General features: G+C 70.2%; 23 protein-coding genes. 12 read left to right on the forward strand and 11 right to left on the reverse strand.

The window, feature by feature from the left end; genetic code table 11:
* Positions 1–24: 24 nt before the first annotated feature.
* Together AXA68_RS09990 and AXA68_RS09995 are read right to left on the reverse strand one after the other, a co-directional pair.
* Positions 25–903, reverse strand: coding sequence for a mechanosensitive ion channel family protein (locus AXA68_RS09990; RefSeq protein ID WP_066416059.1), 879 nt, complete (start codon positions 901–903; stop codon positions 25–27).
* A complete protein-coding gene (locus AXA68_RS09995) occupies positions 903–1,148 on the reverse strand; it encodes a YhbY family RNA-binding protein (protein ID WP_066416062.1) in 246 nt (81 codons plus the stop codon). Before AXA68_RS09995 ends, AXA68_RS09990 begins: the two co-directional genes overlap by 1 nt.
* A gap of 162 nt (positions 1,149–1,310) precedes the next feature.
* On the opposite strand from AXA68_RS09995, the gene AXA68_RS10000 reads away from it, so the two are divergent.
* The 3 genes from AXA68_RS10000 to AXA68_RS10010 are packed head-to-tail and all read left to right on the forward strand — an operon-like array spanning position 1,311 to position 4,271.
* Complete coding sequence (locus AXA68_RS10000) at positions 1,311–2,393, forward strand: metal ABC transporter substrate-binding protein (protein WP_066416065.1); 1,083 nt, start codon at positions 1,311–1,313, stop codon at positions 2,391–2,393.
* 4 nt (positions 2,394–2,397) lie between these two features.
* The gene (locus AXA68_RS10005) at positions 2,398–3,267 is read left to right on the forward strand and encodes a metal ABC transporter ATP-binding protein (protein WP_080505225.1); all 870 of its coding nucleotides are present in this window, start codon (positions 2,398–2,400) and stop codon (positions 3,265–3,267) included.
* Positions 3,264–4,271 carry a metal ABC transporter permease gene (locus AXA68_RS10010; RefSeq protein ID WP_066416067.1) on the forward strand — a complete coding sequence of 336 codons (1,008 nt, stop codon included), beginning with the start codon at positions 3,264–3,266 and terminating at the stop codon, positions 4,269–4,271. Before AXA68_RS10005 ends, AXA68_RS10010 begins: the two co-directional genes overlap by 4 nt.
* A 39-nt stretch (positions 4,272–4,310) precedes the next feature.
* On the opposite strand, the gene AXA68_RS10015 is transcribed toward AXA68_RS10010, so the two are convergent.
* From AXA68_RS10015 to ribH, 6 genes are all read right to left on the reverse strand, one after another.
* On the reverse strand, positions 4,311–4,817 hold the full coding sequence (locus AXA68_RS10015) for a DUF5797 family protein (RefSeq protein WP_066416069.1): 507 nt from the start codon (positions 4,815–4,817) through the stop codon (positions 4,311–4,313).
* On the reverse strand, positions 4,814–6,118 hold the full coding sequence (gene gatA, locus AXA68_RS10020) for an Asp-tRNA(Asn)/Glu-tRNA(Gln) amidotransferase subunit GatA (protein ID WP_066416071.1): 1,305 nt from the start codon (positions 6,116–6,118) through the stop codon (positions 4,814–4,816). The genes AXA68_RS10015 and gatA overlap by 4 nt, the downstream gene beginning before the upstream one ends.
* Positions 6,119–6,484: an Asp-tRNA(Asn)/Glu-tRNA(Gln) amidotransferase subunit GatC gene (gatC, locus tag AXA68_RS10025; protein ID WP_066416080.1), complete on the reverse strand. Its 366-nt coding sequence runs from the start codon at positions 6,482–6,484 to the stop codon at positions 6,119–6,121.
* Positions 6,485–6,538: 54 nt separating this feature from the next.
* On the reverse strand, positions 6,539–7,027 hold the full coding sequence (locus AXA68_RS10030; RefSeq protein WP_066416082.1) for a universal stress protein: 489 nt from the start codon (positions 7,025–7,027) through the stop codon (positions 6,539–6,541).
* A gap of 122 nt (positions 7,028–7,149) precedes the next feature.
* Positions 7,150–8,310, reverse strand: coding sequence for a pyridoxal phosphate-dependent aminotransferase (locus tag AXA68_RS10035; protein ID WP_066416084.1), 1,161 nt, complete (start codon positions 8,308–8,310; stop codon positions 7,150–7,152).
* A 17-nt stretch (positions 8,311–8,327) separates the two neighbouring features.
* Entirely contained in the window at positions 8,328–8,732 is a 405-nt protein-coding gene (gene ribH, locus AXA68_RS10040; protein WP_066416086.1) for a 6,7-dimethyl-8-ribityllumazine synthase, read from the reverse strand.
* 113 nt (positions 8,733–8,845) lie between these two features.
* On the opposite strand from ribH, the gene msrA reads away from it, so the two are divergent.
* From msrA to AXA68_RS10065, 5 genes are all read left to right on the forward strand, one after another.
* On the forward strand, positions 8,846–9,382 hold the full coding sequence (gene msrA / locus AXA68_RS10045; RefSeq protein WP_066416088.1) for a peptide-methionine (S)-S-oxide reductase MsrA: 537 nt from the start codon (positions 8,846–8,848) through the stop codon (positions 9,380–9,382).
* Positions 9,383–9,458: 76 nt separating this feature from the next.
* On the forward strand, positions 9,459–10,415 hold the full coding sequence (locus AXA68_RS10050) for a rhomboid family intramembrane serine protease (RefSeq protein WP_066416091.1): 957 nt from the start codon (positions 9,459–9,461) through the stop codon (positions 10,413–10,415).
* The gene (locus AXA68_RS10055) at positions 10,416–11,345 is read left to right on the forward strand and encodes an endonuclease V (protein ID WP_066416094.1); all 930 of its coding nucleotides are present in this window, start codon (positions 10,416–10,418) and stop codon (positions 11,343–11,345) included. It begins immediately after the preceding gene.
* Positions 11,346–11,456: 111 nt separating this feature from the next.
* Positions 11,457–12,080 carry an adenylate kinase gene (locus tag AXA68_RS10060; RefSeq protein ID WP_066416097.1) on the forward strand — a complete coding sequence of 208 codons (624 nt, stop codon included), beginning with the start codon at positions 11,457–11,459 and terminating at the stop codon, positions 12,078–12,080.
* 98 nt (positions 12,081–12,178) lie between these two features.
* Positions 12,179–13,093, forward strand: a complete 915-nt coding sequence (locus AXA68_RS10065; protein WP_066416099.1) for a DUF106 domain-containing protein — start codon at positions 12,179–12,181, stop codon at positions 13,091–13,093.
* A gap of 110 nt (positions 13,094–13,203) precedes the next feature.
* On the opposite strand, the gene AXA68_RS10070 is transcribed toward AXA68_RS10065, so the two are convergent.
* Positions 13,204–14,460, reverse strand: a complete 1,257-nt coding sequence (locus AXA68_RS10070; protein ID WP_066416102.1) for a DHH family phosphoesterase — start codon at positions 14,458–14,460, stop codon at positions 13,204–13,206.
* 140 nt (positions 14,461–14,600) lie between these two features.
* On the opposite strand from AXA68_RS10070, the gene thiL reads away from it, so the two are divergent.
* Positions 14,601–15,518 (forward strand): thiamine-phosphate kinase, encoded by a 918-nt coding sequence (gene thiL / locus AXA68_RS10075; protein WP_066416105.1) that lies wholly within the window; start codon positions 14,601–14,603, stop codon positions 15,516–15,518.
* 31 nt (positions 15,519–15,549) lie between these two features.
* Here thiL and AXA68_RS10080 read toward each other — a convergent pair whose 3' ends face one another.
* Complete coding sequence (locus AXA68_RS10080) at positions 15,550–16,437, reverse strand: PspA/IM30 family protein (RefSeq protein ID WP_066416108.1); 888 nt, start codon at positions 16,435–16,437, stop codon at positions 15,550–15,552.
* A 137-nt stretch (positions 16,438–16,574) separates the two neighbouring features.
* Here AXA68_RS10080 and AXA68_RS10085 point away from each other — a divergent pair, with 137 nt between their 5' ends.
* Together AXA68_RS10085 and AXA68_RS10090 are read left to right on the forward strand one after the other, a co-directional pair.
* On the forward strand, positions 16,575–17,546 hold the full coding sequence (locus AXA68_RS10085) for a sugar phosphate isomerase/epimerase family protein (RefSeq protein WP_066416111.1): 972 nt from the start codon (positions 16,575–16,577) through the stop codon (positions 17,544–17,546).
* A gap of 11 nt (positions 17,547–17,557) precedes the next feature.
* Positions 17,558–18,691, forward strand: coding sequence for a Gfo/Idh/MocA family protein (locus AXA68_RS10090; RefSeq protein WP_066418521.1), 1,134 nt, complete (start codon positions 17,558–17,560; stop codon positions 18,689–18,691).
* Between the two features lie 39 nt (positions 18,692–18,730).
* Here AXA68_RS10090 and AXA68_RS10095 read toward each other — a convergent pair whose 3' ends face one another.
* Positions 18,731–19,195, reverse strand: a complete 465-nt coding sequence (locus AXA68_RS10095) for a type IV pilin (RefSeq protein WP_066416114.1) — start codon at positions 19,193–19,195, stop codon at positions 18,731–18,733.
* 121 nt (positions 19,196–19,316) lie between these two features.
* Here AXA68_RS10095 and AXA68_RS10100 point away from each other — a divergent pair, with 121 nt between their 5' ends.
* Positions 19,317–19,931, forward strand: coding sequence for a YIP1 family protein (locus AXA68_RS10100; protein ID WP_066416117.1), 615 nt, complete (start codon positions 19,317–19,319; stop codon positions 19,929–19,931).
* Positions 19,932–19,991 lie beyond the last annotated feature (60 nt).

A 19,991-nucleotide genomic window follows, 5' to 3' on the forward strand; every position in this document is an offset into this window, starting at 1 on the left:
GGACGGCTCCCCCGCCGGCGGCACCTACGGTTCGCCGCCGAACGACGCCGGTTCGGACCACGCGTCGCGGCCCGAGACGGTCCGCTGCGGGAACGGGATCGTGATGTCCTCCTCGTCGAACCGCTCTTTGACCGCCTTCACGTACTCGGCGCGGGTCCGCACGAAGTCCGCGCGCGAGGGGTCGTCGATCCAGATCCGCGACTGGAGTCCGACGTACGAGTCGGCGAGCTCGTTCAGCCGCACCGACGGCGCGGGGTCGTCGAGGATCCCCTCGTGTGCCTCGGCCTCCTCGACGATGATGTCGATCGCCGAGTCGATGTCGTCGTCGTAGTCGATCCCGAAGACGAACTTCAGGCGGAGCCGTCCCTTCGCGACGGGGTTCTTGATCACGCCGCCGGTGAGCACGTGGTTCGGCACCGTGAGCAGCTCGTTGTCGAACGTGCGGACGCGGGTGACGCGGAAGGAGATGTCCTCGACGATCCCCGAGTTCCCGTCCCACTCGATCCAGTCGCCGATGCGGAACGGCTTGTCGGTGTAGATGAAGACGCCGGCGACGAAGTTCTTGAGCACGTCCTGCATAGCGAGACCGATCGCGAGCGTGGCCGCGGCGGCGATCGTCGCCACCGACCGGAGGAAGTCGCCGTAGCCGGCCGCGCCGAACCCGACCGTGACGCCGACGAAGAGCACGACGAAGGTGACGATCTTCCTGAGCGGCCGGCGGGCGTGGTCGTCGAGCCCCTGCCGGTCGAACACGCGAGAGAGGAGCGGCCCGACGACGACCTTGTTCACGACGTAGGCCGCGGCGACGACCGCGAGGAAGGTCGCGGCGGCGAGCGCCGCGTCGGTCGCCGGACCGAGGTACGGCTCCACGGCCCCGGAGACGACCGGTATCGTCCCCGCCATCAGTGGAAGACCGCCGTGTTCCCGCGCGTCTCGACCAGGTCGGCCCCGGTCGCCTCGGCGAGCTCCTCGGCGAGCTCGTCCGTCGACGTGCCCCCGCGGGCGGCCCGCAGGAACTTCGCTTTCACCAGTTTCCGGTCGTCGAGCTGGTCGGACAGCTCGTCGACGACCGCCTCGATTCCCCCCTTGCCGACCCAGACGGTGACGTCGAGGTCGTGTGCCTCCTTTCGGAGCTCCTGATCGGTCATATCCGGTACACTCGCTCGCCCGCATTGAACCTTGAGGTTCGCGGCTCGCCCGCGACGCCCCGCGACGACGACGAGCGCCCGGTCCGGGCCAAGAATTAGATTAGTCTAAGAATTCGATTAGAGCCGCAAGAAATATGGTCGTCCCCCGCCGACGGGTCGGTAATGAACTCCGAACGAACCGGACCGACGGGACCCTCGCGGCGGCGGTTCCTCGCGGTCGGTGCCGGCGGACTCGTCGGCGGGCTCGCGGGCTGTCTCGGCGGATCGGCGAATCCCGGCGGCGGTAGCGGCGGGAACAACGGGGACGCCGACGGGGGCAACGGCGACGCCGGCGGGGACGGCCCCGTCGTGGTCGCCTCGTTTTTCACGTTCTACGACTACGCGCGCCGGCTCGCGGCGGGCACGGACATAACGGTCGAGAACCTGGTCCCGACCGGGCTCCACGGCCACGGCTGGGAGCCGGACCCGTCGATCCAGCGGCGGATCACCGACGCGGACGCGTTCGTCTACGTGGGGCCCGACTTCCAGCCGTGGGCGGACCGCGCGATCGACACGCTCGCCGACGAGACCACGGAGACGGCGGTCGTGAACGCCCGCGAGGGGGTCGACCTGATCGACCTCGGCGAGGGCCTCGGCGAGGAGGAGGCCGTCGAGGACGCGAAGGACCCGCACTTCTGGCTCGACCCCGATCGAGCGGCGCTGGCGGTCGAGAACGTCGCCGACGGTCTGATCGACGTCACCCCGGACGCCGAGGAGACGATCCGCGAGAACGCGGCGGGGCTCGAGGACGACCTCGCGGACCTCGACTCGACGTGGGCGGAGACGTTCGAGGCGGCCGAGCGCGACGTGGTCTTCCTCGCCGCCCACAACGCGTTCGGCTACCTCGCGGACCGGTACGGGACGACCATCGAGCCGCTGGTGGTGAACCTCGCCGCCGACGGTGACGTGCGCCCCGCGGACATGCGGCGTGCCCAGGAGACGATCGCCGCGAACGACATCCGGCACATCGGCGCGGCCGTCTTCGAGCCGATCCGCCCGGCGAGACAGCTGCTCGAACAGACCGACGTGGAGGCGTACTTCCCGGTCACGCCGTACGCCGGGACCGCGGAGTCGTGGGCCGAGCGCGGCTGGGGGTACTTCGACATCGCGCGGGAGGTCAACCTCCCGACGTTCCGGATCCTCCTCGGCGTCGACGACCCCGCGGACGCCGACTTCGTCGACTACGGCCGCAACTTCGAGCCCTGATACCATGTCGTTCGAAGGGGTTTCATCGGTCGGCGTCGGCGGGATCGAAACGGCCCGCGAGCGCGCGGAAGCCGGCGGTGAACGGAGCGACGGAGGGGAGAGCGAGGACGCCGACCGTGTCGTCGACGCGGTCGATCTGACGTTCGGGTACGCCGCGACGCCCGTGGTCGAGGAGGTGTCGTTCGGCGTCGACCGCGGCGAGTACGTCGGGGTCGTCGGCCCGAACGGCTCCGGGAAGAGCACGCTGTTGCGGCTCGTGTTGGGGCTTCACGAGCCCGACGCCGGGATCGCCCGGCTGCTCGGGCACCCCTCGCTCGCGTTCGCCGAGCGCGAGCGCGTCGGCTACGTCGCCCAGGACGTGACCGAGAACACGACGCGGATGCCGATCACGGTCGCGGAGGTCGTGTTGATGGGGCGGTTCCCGCACGCCGGGTTCGGCCGCGTGACCGAGACGGACCGCGAGCACGCCCGCGAGGCGCTCCGGACGGTCGGGATCGAGGCCCTCGCGGACCGGAAGATCACGGCGCTGTCGGGCGGGCAGCGCCAGCGCGCGTACATCGCGCGGGCGCTCGCCGGCGAGGCCGAGCTCCTCGTGTTGGACGAGCCGACCGTCGGCGTCGACGCCGAGTCCGTGGACGCCTTCTTCGATCTCCTCGCCGACCTCAACGACGAGGGGATGACGATACTGCTCGTGGAACACGACATCGGGACCGTCCTCGAGCGCGCCTCGCGGGTGATCTGTCTCAATCGCGAGGTGTACTTCGACGGGTCGCCGGCGGCGTTCGCCGAGAGCGACGCCCTCGAGCGGGCGTACGGAACGGCCCTCGGTCTGGGGGCGAACGCGGGAGCGGACTCGGGGGGTGACGGGTCGTGACGGCCCTCCTCACGGAAGCGGTCCGCGCGCCCTACGACCTCCTCGCGTGGCTGGTCGGGCTCTGGAGCGACGCGCTCGCCGCCGTCGGCGACGTCCTCGGGATCGGCATGCTCGAGTACGTCTTCATGCACCACGCCTTCCTCGTCGGGACGCTGATCGCGGTGATGGCCCCGCTCGTCGGGACGTTCCTCGTCCACCGGCAGATGGCGCTCATCGGCGACGCGCTGGCGCACACGGCGTTCGCGGGCGTCGCCGTCGGGCTGTTCGTCAACTCGGTCCTCGGAACCGGGATCTCGCCGTACCTCACGGCGGTCGTGGTCGCGATGATCGCCGCGCTCGCCATCGAGCTGATCTCCGAGGTCACGGATGCGTACAACGACGTCTCGATGGCCATCGTGCTCTCGACGGGGTTCGCGCTCGGCGCGGTCCTGATCAGCCTGAACACCGGCGGGCTCGCGGTCGGGATCAACCAGTACCTCTTCGGAAACCTCGCGACCGTCTCCAGGGAGAACGCGGTCCTGCTCGTCGTCCTCTTCCTCCTCGTCTCGCTCGTCGTGACGGTCACCTACAAACAGCTGCTGTACGTCACCTTCGACGAGACCGCGGCCCGCGTCGCCGGGATCGACGTGACCTGGTACAACCGCCTGATGACGACGCTGACGGCGATGGTGGTCGTCGGCGCGATGCAGATCATGGGCGTGATCCTCGTCGCCGCGATGCTCGTCGTCCCCGTCGCCGCGGCCGCACAGCTCGCCCGCGGCTTCCGCGAGTCGCTCCTCGCCTCTGTCGTGCTCGCACAGCTCGCGGTGCTCGTCGGGATCACCCTCTCGTACCGGTACGAGGCGACCGCCGGCGGCACCATCGTCCTCGTCGCGGTCGGGGTCTACGTGGTCGCGGTGCTGGCCGGGAAGCTCCAGTCGCGGCGGGGCGTCTCCGAGGAGGCGGGGACGGGGTCGGTCGCGAGGGAGATCGACGCGGGAACGGGCGAGTCGGCGGACGACTGACCGTCCGCGTCGGTCTCCGTCCCCCGCGTCTACGGCCCGCTATTCGGTTATCTCGACCTCGACGGCGTCACGATCGACCGCGAGCCGGAAGGTCGGCACCGTCCGGTAGACGACCTCGACGACGTTCTTCCGCTCCAGACTCCGGAGCGCGCGGCGGACCTCCCCCACCTCGGGGTCGATGTCGTACGCCTCCCGGAGGGCCTCGAGGACGCTCACGACCGACTGCGAGCGCTCGTCCGGGCCGGCGACGACCGCGAACACCCGCGCTTCGAGCTCCGGGACGCGGATCGCGTCGGGCGCGCCCCCCTTCGCGACCGCGTCCGCCTCGATGCCGGGCTCGACGTCGACGAGGTCGTTCGCCTCCGCGGTCGCCCGGATCAGGCTGTCGTCGTCGCGGTAGTAGTACTCCTTGAGGTGGTCCTCGAGGTAGCGGTGGACCTCGCTGCCGCCGTCGACGCCCCACGCCTCCTCCAGCTCGGAGTTCTTCGTCGGCTGGAGGCGGACGACGTCGGCGAGGCGGTCGAGTTCCTCGTCGGTCAGGCTCATCGGTCCTCGACCGCGCTCGCCGCGCGGATCACGGTCGCCTCGTCGAACTTCGGCCCGACGAGCTGGAGCCCGACCGGGAGCCCGTCGGCCTCGCCCGCCGGCACCGAGATCGCGGGCAGGTTCGCGAGGTTGACGGGCGTCGTGTTCGCGTCCGCGAGGTACATCCGCAACGGGTCCTCGAGGCTCTCGCCCAGCTCGAAGGGGAGCACGGGCATCGTCGGCGAGGCGATCACGTCCACGTCGTCGAAGGCGTCCTCGAAGTCACGGCGAACCCACTCGCGGGCGTCCTGGGCCTTCTCGTAGTACTTGTCGTGGTAGCCCGCCGAGAGCGCGTACGTCCCGAGCAGGATCCGGCGTTTGACCTCCGCGCCGAACGCCTCGCGGGTCTCCGCGAACGACTCGTTCCAGTTGCCGTCGCCCTCGGCGCGGTGGCCGTAGCGCACCCCGTCGAAGCGGGCGAGGTTCGAGGAGGCCTCGCTCGTCGCGATCACGTAGTACGCCTGGACCGCGTGCTCGACCGAGGGCAGGGAGATCTCCGTCGTCTCCGCGCCCTGTGCCTCGAGGTCGGCGATCGCGGCCTCGACCGTCTCGACCACGCGCTCGTCCGCGCCCTCGAAGAGTTCGGTGGGAACGCCGACGGTCAACCCGTCCACGTCGCCGTCCGCGGCCGCGGCGTAGCCGCCCTCGGGGACGCCCGCGTCCGCGCCCGCCGCCTCGGCCGGATCGCGGGTCGTCCCGTCGTGGGGGTCCGGGCCCGCGATGACCGACAGCGCCTCGGCGGCCTCCTCGACGGTGCCCGCGATCGGGCCGATCTGCTCGAGCGAGTTGGCGTACGCGACGAGCCCGTACCGCGAGACGAGCCCGTAGGTGGGTTTGATCCCGACGACGCCACAGAAGGCGGCCGGACAGCGCACCGAGCCGCCCGTGTCCGAGCCCAGCGCCACGTCGGCCTCGCCCGCCGCGACCGCCGCCGCCGACCCACCGGAGGAGCCGCCGGGCACGCGCTCGGGGTCCACGGGGTTCCGCGTCGGGCCGAACGCGGAGGTCTCCGTGGTGGTCCCCATCCCGAACTCGTCCATGTTGGCCTTGCCGACGACCGTCGCGCCGGCGTCGGTCAGCCGCTCGACCGCGGTCGCGGAGTACGGCGGGACGTAGTCGGCGAGCATCTCCGAGCCGCAGGTGGTCCGGACGCCGGCCGTCGAGATGTTGTCCTTGATCGCGACGGTCGTGCCCGCGAGCGGCCCCTCGGCGTCGCCCTCGATCGTCTCCTCGGTGATGAACAGGTTGAGATCGGCCGCCATCTACGACACCTTCGGCCCCTTGAAGAAGCCGTCCTCCGTCTCGGCGGCGTTCGCGAGCGCCTCCTCCTGGCTCAGTCCGTCCTCGGTCTCGTCGGGGCGCATCACGTTGACGAGGTCCTCCTCGCGCTCGAGGTCGGGGACCTCGTCGAGCGCCTCGAAGTACTCGAGGATCTCCGCGAACTGCTCGGCGAACGCATCGCGTTCGCCCTCCGCCAGGCGGACGCGGGCCAGGTCGGCGACGTGTTCCACTTCGTCGGCGTCGACGACGGGCTCCGCGTCACCGTCGTCGTCGGCACCCGCCCCGGCGGCGTCCTCCTCCCCGCCGGACTCGACCGGATCGGCGTCCGGATCCGCGGTGTCTGTCATACGCGGAGATACGACGGACCGGGAGTAAGGGTTTCGGAACGGCAGACCGCTCCGTTACTCGTCTGCGGCCTCGGCGTCGGCGTCAGCGCGAACCGTCACCACCGGCGGGTCGGCCAGCCGAACGACCTTCTCGGAGACGCTCCCGAGCAGGTAGCGCTTGACGCCGGTGCGGCCCTCGGTTCCCATCACGACGAGGTCGATGTCGTTCTCGTCGATGTACTCGAGGATGGCCTCGTGGGGGTTGCCTCCCCGAACCGCGGCCACCGTCTCGATCCCCTCGAAGTCGGCCGCGAGCTCCTCGACGAACGGCGTGGCTCGCTCCTCGAGCTCCCGTTTCCGCTCCTCCTCGGAGGGCCGATCGCTCGAGTAGCCTTTCGGTCCCGAGATGTAGTTGCCGCTCATGCCGAGCGTGAACTGACGCGTGTCGACGACGTGTAACACGTGAACCGTCGCGTCGAACGCCTCGGCGATCTCCCGTACGTGTGCTATCGCGGCCTCGGATCCGGCACTCCCGTCCGTGGGATACAGTATGTGCTTGTACATGTCGTCACCAAGCCAACCATCCGCACGGGTATATAAAATCCCACCGGCGAGAGCGAGGAATGCCAGGGGCGCGGTTGCGAGCGACCACCGAACCCGATCGCGGCGGGGCCGCCTGGCCGCGACTACAGCAGGTCGTTCGCGACCAGCCGGTCGACGGCCTCGCGCAGTCGTTCCTCGCTCGCGGCGTAGGAGATCCGCGCGAATCCGGGCGCGTTGAACGCGCTCCCGGGGACACACGCCACGGACGCCTCCTCGATGGCGCGCTCACACCAGGCCGCGTCGTCCTCGCCGACCGGGATCATCATGTAGAACGCCCCGTCGCCGACGTCGACGTCGACGCCGTGCTCGTCGAACAGGTCGACGAGCAGGTCGCGGCGGTCGGCGAACGCCTCGCGCATCTCCTCGACGGACGCGTCGGTGTTCTCGAGCGCCTCGACGCCCGCGCGCTGGACGAAGTTGGTCGCACACGAGACCGAGTGCGAGTGGAGCTTGCCCGCCTCCCCGACGAAGTCGCCCTTCGCGTGGAGATAGCCCAGCCGCCAGCCGGTCATCGAGTACGCCTTCGAGAAGCCGTTGATCGTGACCGTACGGTCGGCCATTCCCTCGAGGCTCGCGAGCGAGACGTGGTCGGCGTCGTAGACGATCCGCTCGTAGATCTCGTCGGAGATGACGGCCACGTCGTGCTCGACCGCGAGGTCGCGGACGCCCGAGAGCGCCGCCTCCGAGAACACCGCGCCCGTCGGGTTCGACGGCGAGTTGACGACGAGCAGTTCGGTGTCGTCCGAGACCGCCTCGGCGAGGTCGTCGAGGGCGGGTTCGAGCTGGAAGCCGTGCGGGGCGAGGTCGACGCGGGTGAGGTCGCCGCCAGCGAGCTTCACCATCGCCTCGTAGGAGACCCAGGCGGGATCCAAAAGCACCACCTCGTCCCCGTCGTCGATCAGCGTCTGGAACGTCTCGTACAGCGCCTGCTTGCCGCCGGGGGTGACGATCACCTCGTCGGCGCTCGCGTCGATCCCGTCGCCGCGGAGCTTGGCGGCGATCGCCTCCCGGAGCGGCGGGATCCCGTTCGAGGAGGTGTAGCCGGTGTGGCCGGCGTCGAGGGCGTCCTTCCCCGCCTCGACGACGTTCTCGGGCGTGTCGAAGTCGGGTTCGCCGACCGAGAGGTCGACGACGTCCGCTCCCTCGGCCTCCTTCTCCGCGGCCAGGTTCGATATCGCCAGCGTCGCGCTGGGCTCTACGCGTCCGATCCGGTCGGAGTAGTCGTAGTCGTGTGCGTCGGTCATTGTGTTCCGTTGGTCGGTCAGTCGAGTTCCTCCGCGAGGTCGACGGCGGCGTTCGCGGCCTCCGCGCCCTTGTCGATCCGCTCGCGGGCCTCCGCGCCCGACATCCCCGGCCCGCTCACGCCGAAGGTGACGGGGGTGTCGCGGTCGAGGCTCACGTCGGTGAGCTTCTCCGCGGTCGCGTTCGCGATGACGCGGTCGTGATCGGTGTCGCCGGTGACGATGGCGCCGACGACGGCGACCGCGTCGACGTCCTCGCGCCGCGCCAGGCGGTCAGCCGCGAGCGGGCTGTCGTACGCGCCCGGCACGCTCACTTCGTCGACGACGACCGCGTCGCGCTCGGCGGCCGCCTCCCTAGCGGCCTCGGCCATCGGCTCCGTGACGGAGTCGTTGAACCGCGCCACCACCAGTCCCAGCGAGACCATACCACGGCTCGGAGGGGGGGCGGCAAAGGTCTACCGTTCGGCGACGACGCCCGGCGCGCTCGACCGAGGTCGCTCGGAGGGTGTTTAAGAGGTTCGCGCCCGTACCGGAGGACATGACGGACCACCTCGAAACGGCGACGTTCGGCGGCGGCTGCTTCTGGTGTATCGAGGCGGCGCTCGAGGAGCTCTCGGGCGTCGAGTCGGTGACCTCCGGCTACGCCGGGGGCCACACGGAGAACCCGACGTACCGGGAGGTCTGTTCCGGCGAGACGGGCCACGCGGAGGTCGTCCAGGTGGAGTACGACCCCGGCGTAGTCGGCTACGACGACCTGCTGGAGGTCTTCTTCACGATCCACGACCCGACGCAGCTCAACCGGCAGGGCCCCGACGTGGGGAGCCAGTACCGGTCGATCGTCTTAACGCACGACGAGGACCAGCGCGAGCGGGCCGCGGCGTACATCGAGGCGCTCGACGAGGAGTACGACGACGAGGTCGTGACCGAACTCGAGCCACTGGAGACGTTCTACCGCGCCGAGGAGAAACACCAGGACTACTTCGCGAAGAACCCCGACGACGCCTACTGTACCTTCCACGCGCAGCCGAAGGTCGAGAAGGTGCGAGAGACGTTCGAGGCGAAGCTCGCGAAGTAGCCGTAGCGACTGCGACGGCGCGCCGGCGGCGACGGAGAGCCAAACCGCTTTAGGAGCCCCGCCGTAAGGGGCGGTAATGGCGACGTGCGAGGAGTGCGGGGAGTACGAGAACCTCCCGTACCAGTGTCGACGGTGTGGGCGGACGTTCTGTGCGGACCACCGCCTGCCGGAGAACCACGACTGTCCGGGGCTCGCCGAGTGGAACGACCCCGGCGGCGTCTTCGACAGCGGCTTCGACGACGGCGTCGAGGGCGGGAACCGCGCCGACGCCGACGACGGCGTCGCGAGTCGGGTGAAACGGCGGATCGAGCGCGAGACGGGGACCGGCGGCCTGCTCGGGTACTTCCGCGGGAACGCGACGTACGTGTTGCTCGCGCTGATGTGGCTCACCTTCGTCGCGCAGTGGGCGGTGACGCTCACGCTGGGCGAGGCGGCCCACAGCCAGATCTTCGTGTTGCGGTCGGACGCGATCGGAAACGTCTGGACGTGGGTCACCTCCGTCTTCTCGCACTCGCGGGGCGGGCTGTACCACATCCTCGGAAACAGCATCGTGCTGTTCTTCTTCGGCCCGCTCGTCGAGCGTGCGGTCGGATCGCGGAAGTTCCTCGGCTTCTTCCTCGTCTCGGGGATCCTCGCCGGGCTCGGCCACGTGCTGTTCGTGCTCGCGACCGGCGGGCTCGTCGGCGTGCTCGGAGCCAGCGGCGCGACGTTCGCGATCCTCGGCGTCCTGACGGTGTGGCGGCCGAACCTCGAGATCCTGTTGTTCTTCGTGATCCCGATGAAGCTCAAGTACCTCACCTGGGGCGTGGCGCTGATCTCCGCGTTCCTCGTGGTCTCGACGGGCGCGGGCGGCGTCGGCGGCATCGCCCACGTCGCCCACCTGATCGGGTTCGCGATCGGCCTGGCGTTCGGCACGCGCAACCGCGACCTCGCGAGCCGCGCGGGCGGTGCCGGCGGGGTCTCGATGGGCGGCGGTCGCGTCCGCGGTCCGGGCGGTCCCGGCGGACCGGGCGGTCCCGGCGGGAGGTTCTGAATGTCGCCCCCGGGGCGGTCGCCCTCGCGGACGCCCTCCGTCGACGCCGACGCCCTCGCACGCCCGGAGTTCCTGCCCGACCCGGACCGGTCGCGCGAGGAGATGGAGTCGCTCCAGCGCGAGCTGGCGGCGGCGGCGACGTTCGCGGACGACCTCGGATTCGCGCCCGACGCCGTCGCGATCGACGAGCCCGCGAACCTCTCGACTGGGCTGCCGCCCGCGAGACCCGAACCGCTCGGGGACATCGCAACTCCTGACGGGGACGCCGACTCCGACGCCCCCGTCGTCGTCGGGATCGACCAGGCGTTCCGTCCCGAGCGCGACGAGGCGATATCGGCCGCGGTCGCGATCCGCGGCGGGCGCGTGATCGAGTACGCGGACGCGGTCACGCCGCTCTCGATCCCGTATATTCCGGGACTGTTGGCGTTCCGCGAGGGCGGACCGATCCTCGCCGCGCTCGAGGACCTCTCCGTCACGCCCGACCTCGTCGTCTGTGACGGCTCCGGCCGGATCCACTTCCGACAGGCCGGGATCGCGACCCACGTCGGCGTGATCCGCGACCTGCCGAGCGTCGGCGTCGCGAAGAGCCTCCTCTGTGGCGAACCCGACGAGCCGGTCGGGGAGCGCCCCGAGGACTGGTCGACCCCGATCCGCGCCGACGACTCGGTCGAGCGGGTCGAGGGGGCCGGCTCGCCGAAGGGCGATCCCGACGCCGACCCGCCCGTCATCGGGCACGCGTACCAGTCGCGGCAGTACCCGAACAGCCGACGGGTGAACCCGCTGTACGTGAGTCCCGGTCACCGCATGTCCGCGGAGACGGCCGTCGATCTCGTCGCGGCGCTGTGTGCCGGCTACAAGCTGCCGGAGCCGACCCGGCTCGCGGACGCGCACGCGGATCGGGTCAAGCGTCGGCTCGACGCCGACGAGTGATCGGCGCGACCCCTCCAACCCCTCCGGCTCTTCCGGACCCTCGCGGCTCGGATCCCGGTCCTCCGGACTCGGATCTTCAAGGCTTTAAGCGCGCGGAGTGACCGCCCCGATATGAGCCACCGGATCCTGCTTTTGGGCGCGCCGGGCGCGGGCAAGGGGACACAGAGCGCGAAACTCGCCGAGGAGTACGGGATCGACCACGTCACCACCGGCGACGCGCTCCGGGCGAACAAGGACATGGAGACGGAGTACGGGACGCCCCGATCGTTCATGGAGGCGGGCGAGCTCGTCCCGGACCCGGTCGTCAACGAGATCGTGAAGACGGCCCTGGAGAACGCCGACGGGTTCGTGCTCGACGGCTACCCGCGGAACCTCGAGCAGGCCGAGTACCTCTCCGGGATCACGGACCTCGACGCAGTCGTCCTCCTCGACGTCGACGACGAGGTGCTCGTCGACCGGCTCACCGGCCGCAGAGTGTGTACCGAGTGCGGCGCGAACTACCACGTCGACTTCCAGCCCCCCGAGGAGGCGGGAGTCTGTGACGAGTGCGGCGGCGAGCTGATCCAGCGCGACGACGACACCGAGGAGACCGCGCGCGAGCGGCTCGAGGTGTTCGCCGAGAACACCGAGCCCGTGATCGACCACTTCCGCGAGGAGGGCGTCCTCGAGGAGGTCGACGGCGAGGCGACTCCCGACGAGGTCTTCGACCGGATCCGCGGCGTCGTCGAGGAGTGATCGGCGGGTCGTCACGGCGCGATCGCGGCCGTCGTCCCGAAGCGATCGCGACGACGATCCTACAAGGTTCTTAACCGTCGACCGCTAACCGGTCGATAATGAGTAAGGTCGAACGGCGGGTCCGCTCGCTCGTCACGGAGGACGGCGAGATGCGGGACGCGCTCGAAACCGTCCTCGACCGCGCCACCGACGGCGAGGTCCAGTGGGTCGACGTCCGCGACGAGATCACGAGCGGACAGTGGGGACGGCTCATCGAGAAGGAGATCCTCGTCGACGGCGAACGCGGGTTCGCGCTCGCCGATCGCGACGGCATCGAGGCGGGACTGACCGACGACGACGCGACCGGCGGGGGCGGCGGCGACGTCGAGACCCCGGAGACCACCTCGTGGACGAAGTGGGACAAGCTGGCGGCGCTGGCGACGGTCGGCGCGTTCGTCGGCTACGCGGTCGGTCCGGTCCGGAACGTCATCGCCGGCGGGATCGATCTGGTGTTGGGACCGCTCGTCGAACTCGTCCCCTTCTACGTCATCATCATGGTGATCGCGTTGGGGACCGGGCTCTACTCCACGCTGTTGCGCGCGGGACTGATGGACATGGAGAAGATGAGCCAGTACCAGGACCGCATGAAGGACATCCAGGAGCGGCGCAAGGAGGCCAAAGAGCGCGACGACCAGGAGGCGCTCGACGCGATCCAACAGGAGCAGATGGACGCGATGGGCGACCAGCTCGGGATGTTCAAAGAGCAGTTCCGCCCGATGGTGTGGATCATGTTCCTGACCATCCCGGCGTTCCTCTGGATGTTCTGGGTCATCGGCTACCGCGGCTCCGACCCGGCGTACCCCGCCATCGCCGCCCAGGAGCTCGTCGTCCCCCTCGCCGGTACGGTCACCTGGGACGCCGGCCTCGTCGGCCCCATCCAGATGTGGATCGTCTGGTACTTCCTCTGCTCGATGGCGTTCACCCAGCTGGTCCAGAAGAGCCTCAACATCTCGATGTCGCCGTCCTCGTCGTAGACGGCGCGTCGGGGTCCGCCCGTCCACGGTGTGACCGTCCGCGGCGTGGACCCCTCGGATCGTGAGTCGTCCGCGGAGCGATCCCTCGCGGACGTCGTCTTCCCCCTCGTCTACTGGTCGTCGTCGGCGACCGCCTCGTCGGCCTCGTCGGCCTCGACCTCCTCCGCGACCGCCTCGAAGGCCGCGAGGATCACGCGTTTACACGCCTGTCCCTCCGTCGTCCAGTGGTGGGCGTAATCCAGCATGTCGTCGTAGATGTCGGGTTTACACCCCGCCGCCTGCGGATGGCCGCCGCCGTTCACCCTCCCGGCGACCTCGTGGGCGTGTCTGAATCCATCGGAGCCGCGGATCGACGCCGACCCCGCCGGCTTGACGATGACGGCGGCGTCGGCTCCACGCTCGCGAAGTTCCTCGGCCACCTCGTTCTGTGAACACCGGCCGTACGTCACCGCGACGTGCCAGTCGCCGACCTCGTGGGTGGCGGCGCGCTCGACGGCGGCGTCGATCCGCGCGGCCTTCTCGACCCGGCGCGACTCGACGTACTCGCGGACGACCTCGGGGAGGTCCGCGCCGTACGCGCCGATCACGGTCGCGTACTCCTCGCCGCCGGACCAGTAGGAGTAGTCGGCCAAGTCGTCCGACCGCGGGTCCTCCTTGATCCAGAGGTCGTGGTCACGGGTCACGGCGGCGAGTTCGCTCCAGCGCTCGTCGAAGGAGTGATCCAGCGTTCGGAGGGTCACGTCGGCGGTACACTCCTCTTCGGAGTCGCCGACGACGAGGTCGACGCCGCGCTCGCGGACGGCCGCCGCGACCGCGTCATCCCACTGGTGGTGGTCGAACCACCGGATCGACGCACACGACGCCGAGAGCGCGTCCAGGGCCTCCTCGATCGGCTCGAACTCGTCGGGACAGAGGTCACAGACGTAGAGGTCGATCCCGTCGTCCGCGTACGCGACGACGCGCTTGAGGGCGGTGTCGAGCGAGTACGGCCCGGCCGAGATCAGTCCCACCGGCGACTGCGTGTGGGCGTCCGCCGTGGGGTCGTCGGATTCGCCGTCAGCGTCGTCGCCGTCGACGACGCCGACCCCCCGGTCCTCGCCGTCCTCGGCGGTTCGCTCCGCGATGGCGGCCTCGAAGTCGGCCACATCGAGGGCGGCGTCGTACGTCTCGCGGATCATCGCCGCGCAGGCGAGGCCGTCGGCGTCGCCGTCGGCGATCACGACGGCCTCGCTGCCCTCGACCGTCTCGCGGGCGCGCCGCTCCGCGCGTTCGTCGTCGAGCGAGTCCGGATAGAAGAACCCCGTTCCGGGGAGTTTGGTGTACCGAGACAGGGGACTCCCCGCCTCGTCGATGAGATCGTCGTCCATACCCGCAGGCCGGGCGGCAGCGGGAAAACTCCGCCGCTCCACGGCGGAGCGGCACCGGCCCGGGGGCGTCGACCTGTCCCGGCCCGATCCCGCGGCCGAGGACCGAACCATCTAACCCCCCGCCGACCCGTTCGGGGAGCGTGAACGAGCGCGACGCCCTCCGGAGACTCGCGGCCGGCCTGTCTCACGCCGGCAACGACGCGGCGGTCGTGGACGGCACCGTCATCACCACGGACATGCTCCACGAGCGGACCGACTTCCCGCCGGGGACGACCCGGTACACGGCTGGGTGGCGCGCGGTCGGCGCGTCGCTGTCGGACGTGGCGGCGATGGGCGCGGAGGCGACCGCCGCCGTGGCGGTGTACGCCGACGAGTCGTTCGATCCCGACGAGCTCGACGAGTTCGTCGCCGGCGCGGTCGACGTCTGTGCGGCGGTCGACGCCGAGTACGTCGGCGGCGACCTCGACGCCCACGCGGAGTTCACGACCGCGACGACCGCGATCGGGAGCGTCGTCGACTCCGACTCCGACACCGGCACCGGCACCGGTGCGGTCACCCGGTCCGGCGCGTCGCCCGGCGAGGCGCTCTGTGTCACCGGCGAGTGGGGGCGGTCGGCGGCGGCGCTCCGGCTCTTCGAGCGAGGGACCGAGACCGCCGTCGACCGGGCGAACGACCTCTTCCGGTTCACGCCGCGGGTCGCTGACGGCCGCGCGCTCGGGGGGAGCGCGACGGCCATGATGGACTCCTCGGACGGGCTCGCGCGGTCGCTCCACCAGCTCGCGGAGGCGAGCGGGGTCGGGTTCGCGCTCGACCGCGACGCGCTCCCCGTTCACCCCGCCGTCGACGACGTGGCCGACGACGAGGGGGAGCGGTTCGAGCTCGCCGCACACTTCGGCGAGGACTTCGAGCTCGCGTGTACGGTTCCGGAGCCGGCCCTTGAGCGGGTCCGGGAGGCGTGTCCGGCCGGGCTCGTCCGCGTCGGATCGGTCCGCGAGGCGGACGCCGGCGTCACCGTCGACGGCGAGCCGCTGCCGGACCGCGGGTACACCCACGGGTGAGTCGACGTCGACGGGACGCGTAGAAGGGCCCTCAGCTGCGCTGTTCGTCCGCGTTGGTCTCGGACTCCTCGAGCTCCTCGAGGTCGACTTCGACGTCCTCCTCGGCGAGATCCTCCTCGAGGTCCGCGCCGTCGATGTCGGCCTGGATATCGTCGAGTTCGGCGTCGATCTCCTCGTCCGTGCTCTCGGCCTCGGCGTCGGCGTCGCCGCTCGAGGCGTCGGCCTTGCCGAGCTCGCCCTTGAGCGTCTCCAGTTCGGCGTCGACCTCGCTGTCCGTCGAGAGCTCCTCCAGCTCGCGGTCGATGTTGTCCTTGTCCGAGAGCGCGTCCTCGAACGCGCCGGTCTCCTCGAGCTCGTCCATCGCCTCCGCGCGCGCCTCCATCTCCTCGGTGCGCTCCTCGGCCCGCTCGATCGATCGGCTCACGTCCTCCATCTCGTCGCCGACGCCCGTCATCGCCTCCGAGACGCGCGAGGAGGCCTCCGCCGCCTCGTAGCGGGCCTTCATCGTCTCCTTCTTCGTCCGGAACTCCTCGATGCGGTTCTGGAGCTTGTTCTTCTTCTCGACGAGCTGCTCCTGGGTGTCGTTCAGCTTCGCGATCTGTCCCTCCAGCTCCTCGATCTGGGTCATCTTCGACTTCTTCTTCTCTAAGGCCTTCCGCGCGAGGTCGTCGCGGTCCTGCTGGACCGCCTCCCGAGCCTGTCGGTTGTGCTTCTCGACGTTCTCCTCGAGCTTGCGTTTCTGGATCTCCAGGCGCTTCTTCTGGGTCGTGAGGTCCGCGATCCCCTGTTTGACGTCCTGAAGCTCGTCGCGCATCTGCTCGTAGGAGTAGTCGAGCGACTCGGTCGGGTCCTCGGCCCGATTGAGGAGGGCGTTCACCTTTGAGCGGATGACGTAGGAGGCGCGCGAGAGGATTCCCATGGGCGTCATACACGCTCCATCCGTTAAAACCTCATGTGGTTCTCCTCCGGACTCAGGTGGTCCTCTCCCGGAGCGCCGGCGTCGACGGGGCGACCGTATCCTAAAGATTTATTCGAGATGTAGTTAGATTCGATACCATGGACATCGGCGTACTGACCGTTCCGTTCGGTGGAGAATCGATCGAGGACGCGTTCGCGTACCTCTCGGGACTCGACGTCGACGCGGTCGAACTCGGCGTCGGCGGCTTCCCCGGCGAGGACCACGTCGACCGCGAGGCGTACCTCGCCGACGAGTCGAAGCGGGCGGCGCTCGCCGACCTGCTCGACGCACACGACCTGCGCGTCTCCGCGCTGGCGACCCACAACAACCCGCTCCATCCCGACGACGAGCGCGCCGCGGAGGCGGACCGGGAACTGCGCGAGGCGATCGAGTTGGCCGACCTGCTCGGCGTCGACACCGTCACCTGCTTCTCCGGACTGCCCGCGGGCGCACCCGGCGACTCGACGCCCAACTGGATCACGGCTCCGTGGCCGACGGAGCACGCGGAGGCCCACGAGTACCAGTGGGAGGAGGTCGCGATCCCGTACTGGAGCGATCTCGCCGAACACGCCGAACACCACGGCGTCGACGTCGCCATCGAGATGCACCCGAACATGCTGGTGTACGAGCCGACCGGCATGCTCGCGCTCCGGGAGGCGACGAACGACCGAGTGGGCGCGAACTTCGATCCTTCCCACCTCTACTGGCAGGGGATCGACGTCACCGAGGCGATCCGCTTCCTGGGCGAGCGGGACGCGATCCACCACGTTCACGCGAAGGACACGAAGGTCTACGAGTCGAACGCCCGCGTAAAGGGCGTTCTCGACACGGCCGACTACACCGAGGAGCCGGACCGCTCGTGGCTGTTCCGCTCGATCGGGTACGGGCATGGGGAGGCCCACTGGAAGGACGTGGTCTCGACGCTCCGGATGGTCGGCTACGAGGGTGCGCTCTCGATCGAACACGAGGACTCGCTTACCTCCCCGCGCGAGGGGTTGGAGAAGGCCGTCGACGTGCTCTCGCGGGCCGTCTTCGAGACCCAACCGGGCGACGCCTACTGGGCGGAGTGAGAACCCGAACGATGACCGACGACCCACTGAAGATCGGCGTTCTGGGGTATCGATTCATGGGCAAAGCGCACGCGAACGCGCTGGCGCGGCTTCCGATGTTCTTCCCCGACGCGCCCGCCATCGAGCGGCACACGCTCGTCGGGCGCGACGAGGAGGCGCTCGCGGCGGCGGCCGACCGGTTCGGCTTCGCCCACACCGAGACCGACTGGGCCGACGCCATCGAGGCGGTCGACGTCTTCTACAACCTCGGGCCGAACCACGTCCACGTCGAGCCGTCGGTCGCCGCGCTGGAGGCGGGCGTCCCCGTCCTCTGTGAGAAGCCGCTCGCGCCCACCCTCGAGGGGGCCGAACGGATGTGCGAGGCGGCCGCGGACGCCGACGTTCCCGCCGGCTGCGCGTTCAACTACCGGTTCGTCCCGGCGATCCGGCACGCGCGGGACCTGATCGCGGACGGCGAGATCGGCGAGGTCCGACACGTCCGCGGGCGGTACCTCCAGGACTGGCTCGCCGACCCCGACGCGCCCTGGGCGTGGCGGCTGGACGCCGACCTCGCCGGCTCGGGCGCGCTCGGCGATCTCGGCGCGCACTCGATCGACCTCGCGCAGTTCCTCGTCGGGGACGCCGTCGACGGGATCGACCGCGTCTCCGGTCACCTCGAGACGTTCGTCGCGGAGCGCCCCGTCCTCGACGACGACGGGGCCGTCGAGGAGTACCGCGACGTGACCGTCGACGACGCGTTCTCGGCGCAGGTCGCCTACGAGTCCGGCGCGATGGGCACCTTCGAGGCGTCGCGGTTCGCGACGGGACACAAGAACGACCACACGATCGAGGTCCACGGATCGGCGGGCAGCCTGCGGTTCTCGCTCGAGCGGCTGAACGAACTGGAGGTGCTCCGCGAGGGGGACCGCGGCTACGAGACGGTGCTCGTCACCGACGAGTCGGATCCGTACGTCGACCGCTGGTGGCCGCCGGGCCACGTGCTCGGCTGGGAGCACACGTTCGTCCACGAGAACTACGAGTTCCTCTCCGCGGTCGCCGAGGGCGGCGAGTTCTCGCCGTCGTTCGAGGAGGGATATCGAGTCCAGCGCACCCTCGACGCGATCGAACGGTCCGACGAGCGCCGCGAGTGGGTCTCGGTGGAGTAGCCCGCCTGCCCACCTCATCGCGGGCGGGACGAGGGCCCTTCACGCCGCGACCGGCGCGGCTTCCGCGCCGTTCTCCTCCGCCCACTCGTCGATCGCGGAGTCTTCCTCGGGCTCGTAGCTGCCGAGCGTCTCGCTCCGGTCGAACGCGACCGGCTCCCAGACGACCTCCACGGTCTCGTCGCCGGTGGCGTTCGGCACCGTCACCCGGTCTCCCGGGCGGACGACGCCCTCGCCGGGCCAGCCGCCGAAGGTCACGGAGTCGTCGGGATCCTCCCCGCGGACGTACAGCTCCTCGGCCGGGATCGGATCCGGACCGACCGCGGTGACGACGAGGCTCTCGTTTTCCCGGTCGACCTCGAACTCCGCGTCCGGCGGGGCGACGCCGTCGATGAGTCCGAACACCGCCGCGCCGACGACCGCCAGCACCAACACCACGATCCCGACGAGGATCCCGGTCCCCGCCATCGGCGCGAACCCCCGTTCGTCCTCTCGGTACCCGCTCATTCGTCCCTCCCTCCGCCACGGGCGGTATAAGGGTTTGCCCGCCGGCTATCAGTCGGGATAACGGGAGAGAGCGGCGGTTCGAACCGGAACCCCGTTATCCGAGGGAGCCCTATCCGACCCCGTGAACTCGTGGATCGAGAACCCGGAGGGCGGGCGGGACCGCGGTCTCCGGGCGCTGGGACGCGCGTGGGTCGAGGTGCTCGTTCGACCGCGACGCTTCTTCGCCAACGGGGTCGCTCCGGGCGACCAGGCTCCCGGGCTGACGTTCGCGGCGGCCGTCGCCGCCGTCTTCGTCACCGGATGGGTCGCGACCGAGCCGACCGTGGTGCCGGGGATCGCCGAGAGCGCGGCGCTCTCCGCGGCCGTCGTCGTGTTGCTCGTCACGGCGCTCGCGGCCCCCGTCGGACTCCACCTGACCGCCGCGCTCGCGACGGTATCGCTCGTGATCGCCAGCCTACAGATCGACGACGGGCTCTCGTTTCGCGAGCGCGGCGGCGTGAGCGAGACGGTACAGGTGGTCGCGTACGCGAGCGCGCCGATGGCGCTCGCCGGCCCGCCGATCCCGGCCCTCCGGGTCGTCTGCGGCGGATACGCGACGCTGTTGTTGCTGTTGGGCGTCCACGCGGTCCACGGGACCTCCCCGCTCCGGACGCTGCTCGCCGGACTTCCGGCGGCGACGTTCGGGTACGGGATCGGCTACCGGGTCGTGGCCGCGGCGCGGACGCTTCTGGGCTGACCCGCCGACCGACTCGCGGCGTGACGGATGTTACTCATCCGCATCCGAACGCCTTTCGAC

The sequence above is a fragment of the Halorubrum aethiopicum genome, assembly GCF_001542905.1.
GTDB classification, from domain to species: Archaea; Halobacteriota; Halobacteria; order Halobacteriales; family Haloferacaceae; genus Halorubrum; species Halorubrum aethiopicum.

Coding starts and splice junctions, on each gene's coding strand:
- AXA68_RS09990 (WP_066416059.1), bottom strand. CDS start 903: ATGGCGGGGACGATACCGGTCGTCTCCGGGGCCGTGGAGCCGTACCTC.
- AXA68_RS09995 (WP_066416062.1), bottom strand. CDS start 1,148: ATGACCGATCAGGAGCTCCGAAAGGAGGCACACGACCTCGACGTCACC.
- AXA68_RS10000 (WP_066416065.1), top strand. CDS start 1,311: ATGAACTCCGAACGAACCGGACCGACGGGACCCTCGCGGCGGCGGTTC.
- AXA68_RS10005 (WP_080505225.1), top strand. CDS start 2,398: ATGTCGTTCGAAGGGGTTTCATCGGTCGGCGTCGGCGGGATCGAAACG.
- AXA68_RS10015 (WP_066416069.1), bottom strand. CDS start 4,817: ATGAGCCTGACCGACGAGGAACTCGACCGCCTCGCCGACGTCGTCCGC.
- gatA (WP_066416071.1), bottom strand. CDS start 6,118: ATGGCGGCCGATCTCAACCTGTTCATCACCGAGGAGACGATCGAGGGC.
- gatC (WP_066416080.1), bottom strand. CDS start 6,484: ATGACAGACACCGCGGATCCGGACGCCGATCCGGTCGAGTCCGGCGGG.
- AXA68_RS10030 (WP_066416082.1), bottom strand. CDS start 7,027: ATGTACAAGCACATACTGTATCCCACGGACGGGAGTGCCGGATCCGAG.
- AXA68_RS10035 (WP_066416084.1), bottom strand. CDS start 8,310: ATGACCGACGCACACGACTACGACTACTCCGACCGGATCGGACGCGTA.
- ribH (WP_066416086.1), bottom strand. CDS start 8,732: ATGGTCTCGCTGGGACTGGTGGTGGCGCGGTTCAACGACTCCGTCACG.
- msrA (WP_066416088.1), top strand. CDS start 8,846: ATGACGGACCACCTCGAAACGGCGACGTTCGGCGGCGGCTGCTTCTGG.
- AXA68_RS10050 (WP_066416091.1), top strand. CDS start 9,459: ATGGCGACGTGCGAGGAGTGCGGGGAGTACGAGAACCTCCCGTACCAG.
- AXA68_RS10055 (WP_066416094.1), top strand. CDS start 10,416: ATGTCGCCCCCGGGGCGGTCGCCCTCGCGGACGCCCTCCGTCGACGCC.
- AXA68_RS10060 (WP_066416097.1), top strand. CDS start 11,457: ATGAGCCACCGGATCCTGCTTTTGGGCGCGCCGGGCGCGGGCAAGGGG.
- AXA68_RS10065 (WP_066416099.1), top strand. CDS start 12,179: ATGAGTAAGGTCGAACGGCGGGTCCGCTCGCTCGTCACGGAGGACGGC.
- AXA68_RS10070 (WP_066416102.1), bottom strand. CDS start 14,460: ATGGACGACGATCTCATCGACGAGGCGGGGAGTCCCCTGTCTCGGTAC.
- AXA68_RS10080 (WP_066416108.1), bottom strand. CDS start 16,437: ATGGGAATCCTCTCGCGCGCCTCCTACGTCATCCGCTCAAAGGTGAAC.
- AXA68_RS10085 (WP_066416111.1), top strand. CDS start 16,575: ATGGACATCGGCGTACTGACCGTTCCGTTCGGTGGAGAATCGATCGAG.
- AXA68_RS10090 (WP_066418521.1), top strand. CDS start 17,558: ATGACCGACGACCCACTGAAGATCGGCGTTCTGGGGTATCGATTCATG.
- AXA68_RS10095 (WP_066416114.1), bottom strand. CDS start 19,195: ATGAGCGGGTACCGAGAGGACGAACGGGGGTTCGCGCCGATGGCGGGG.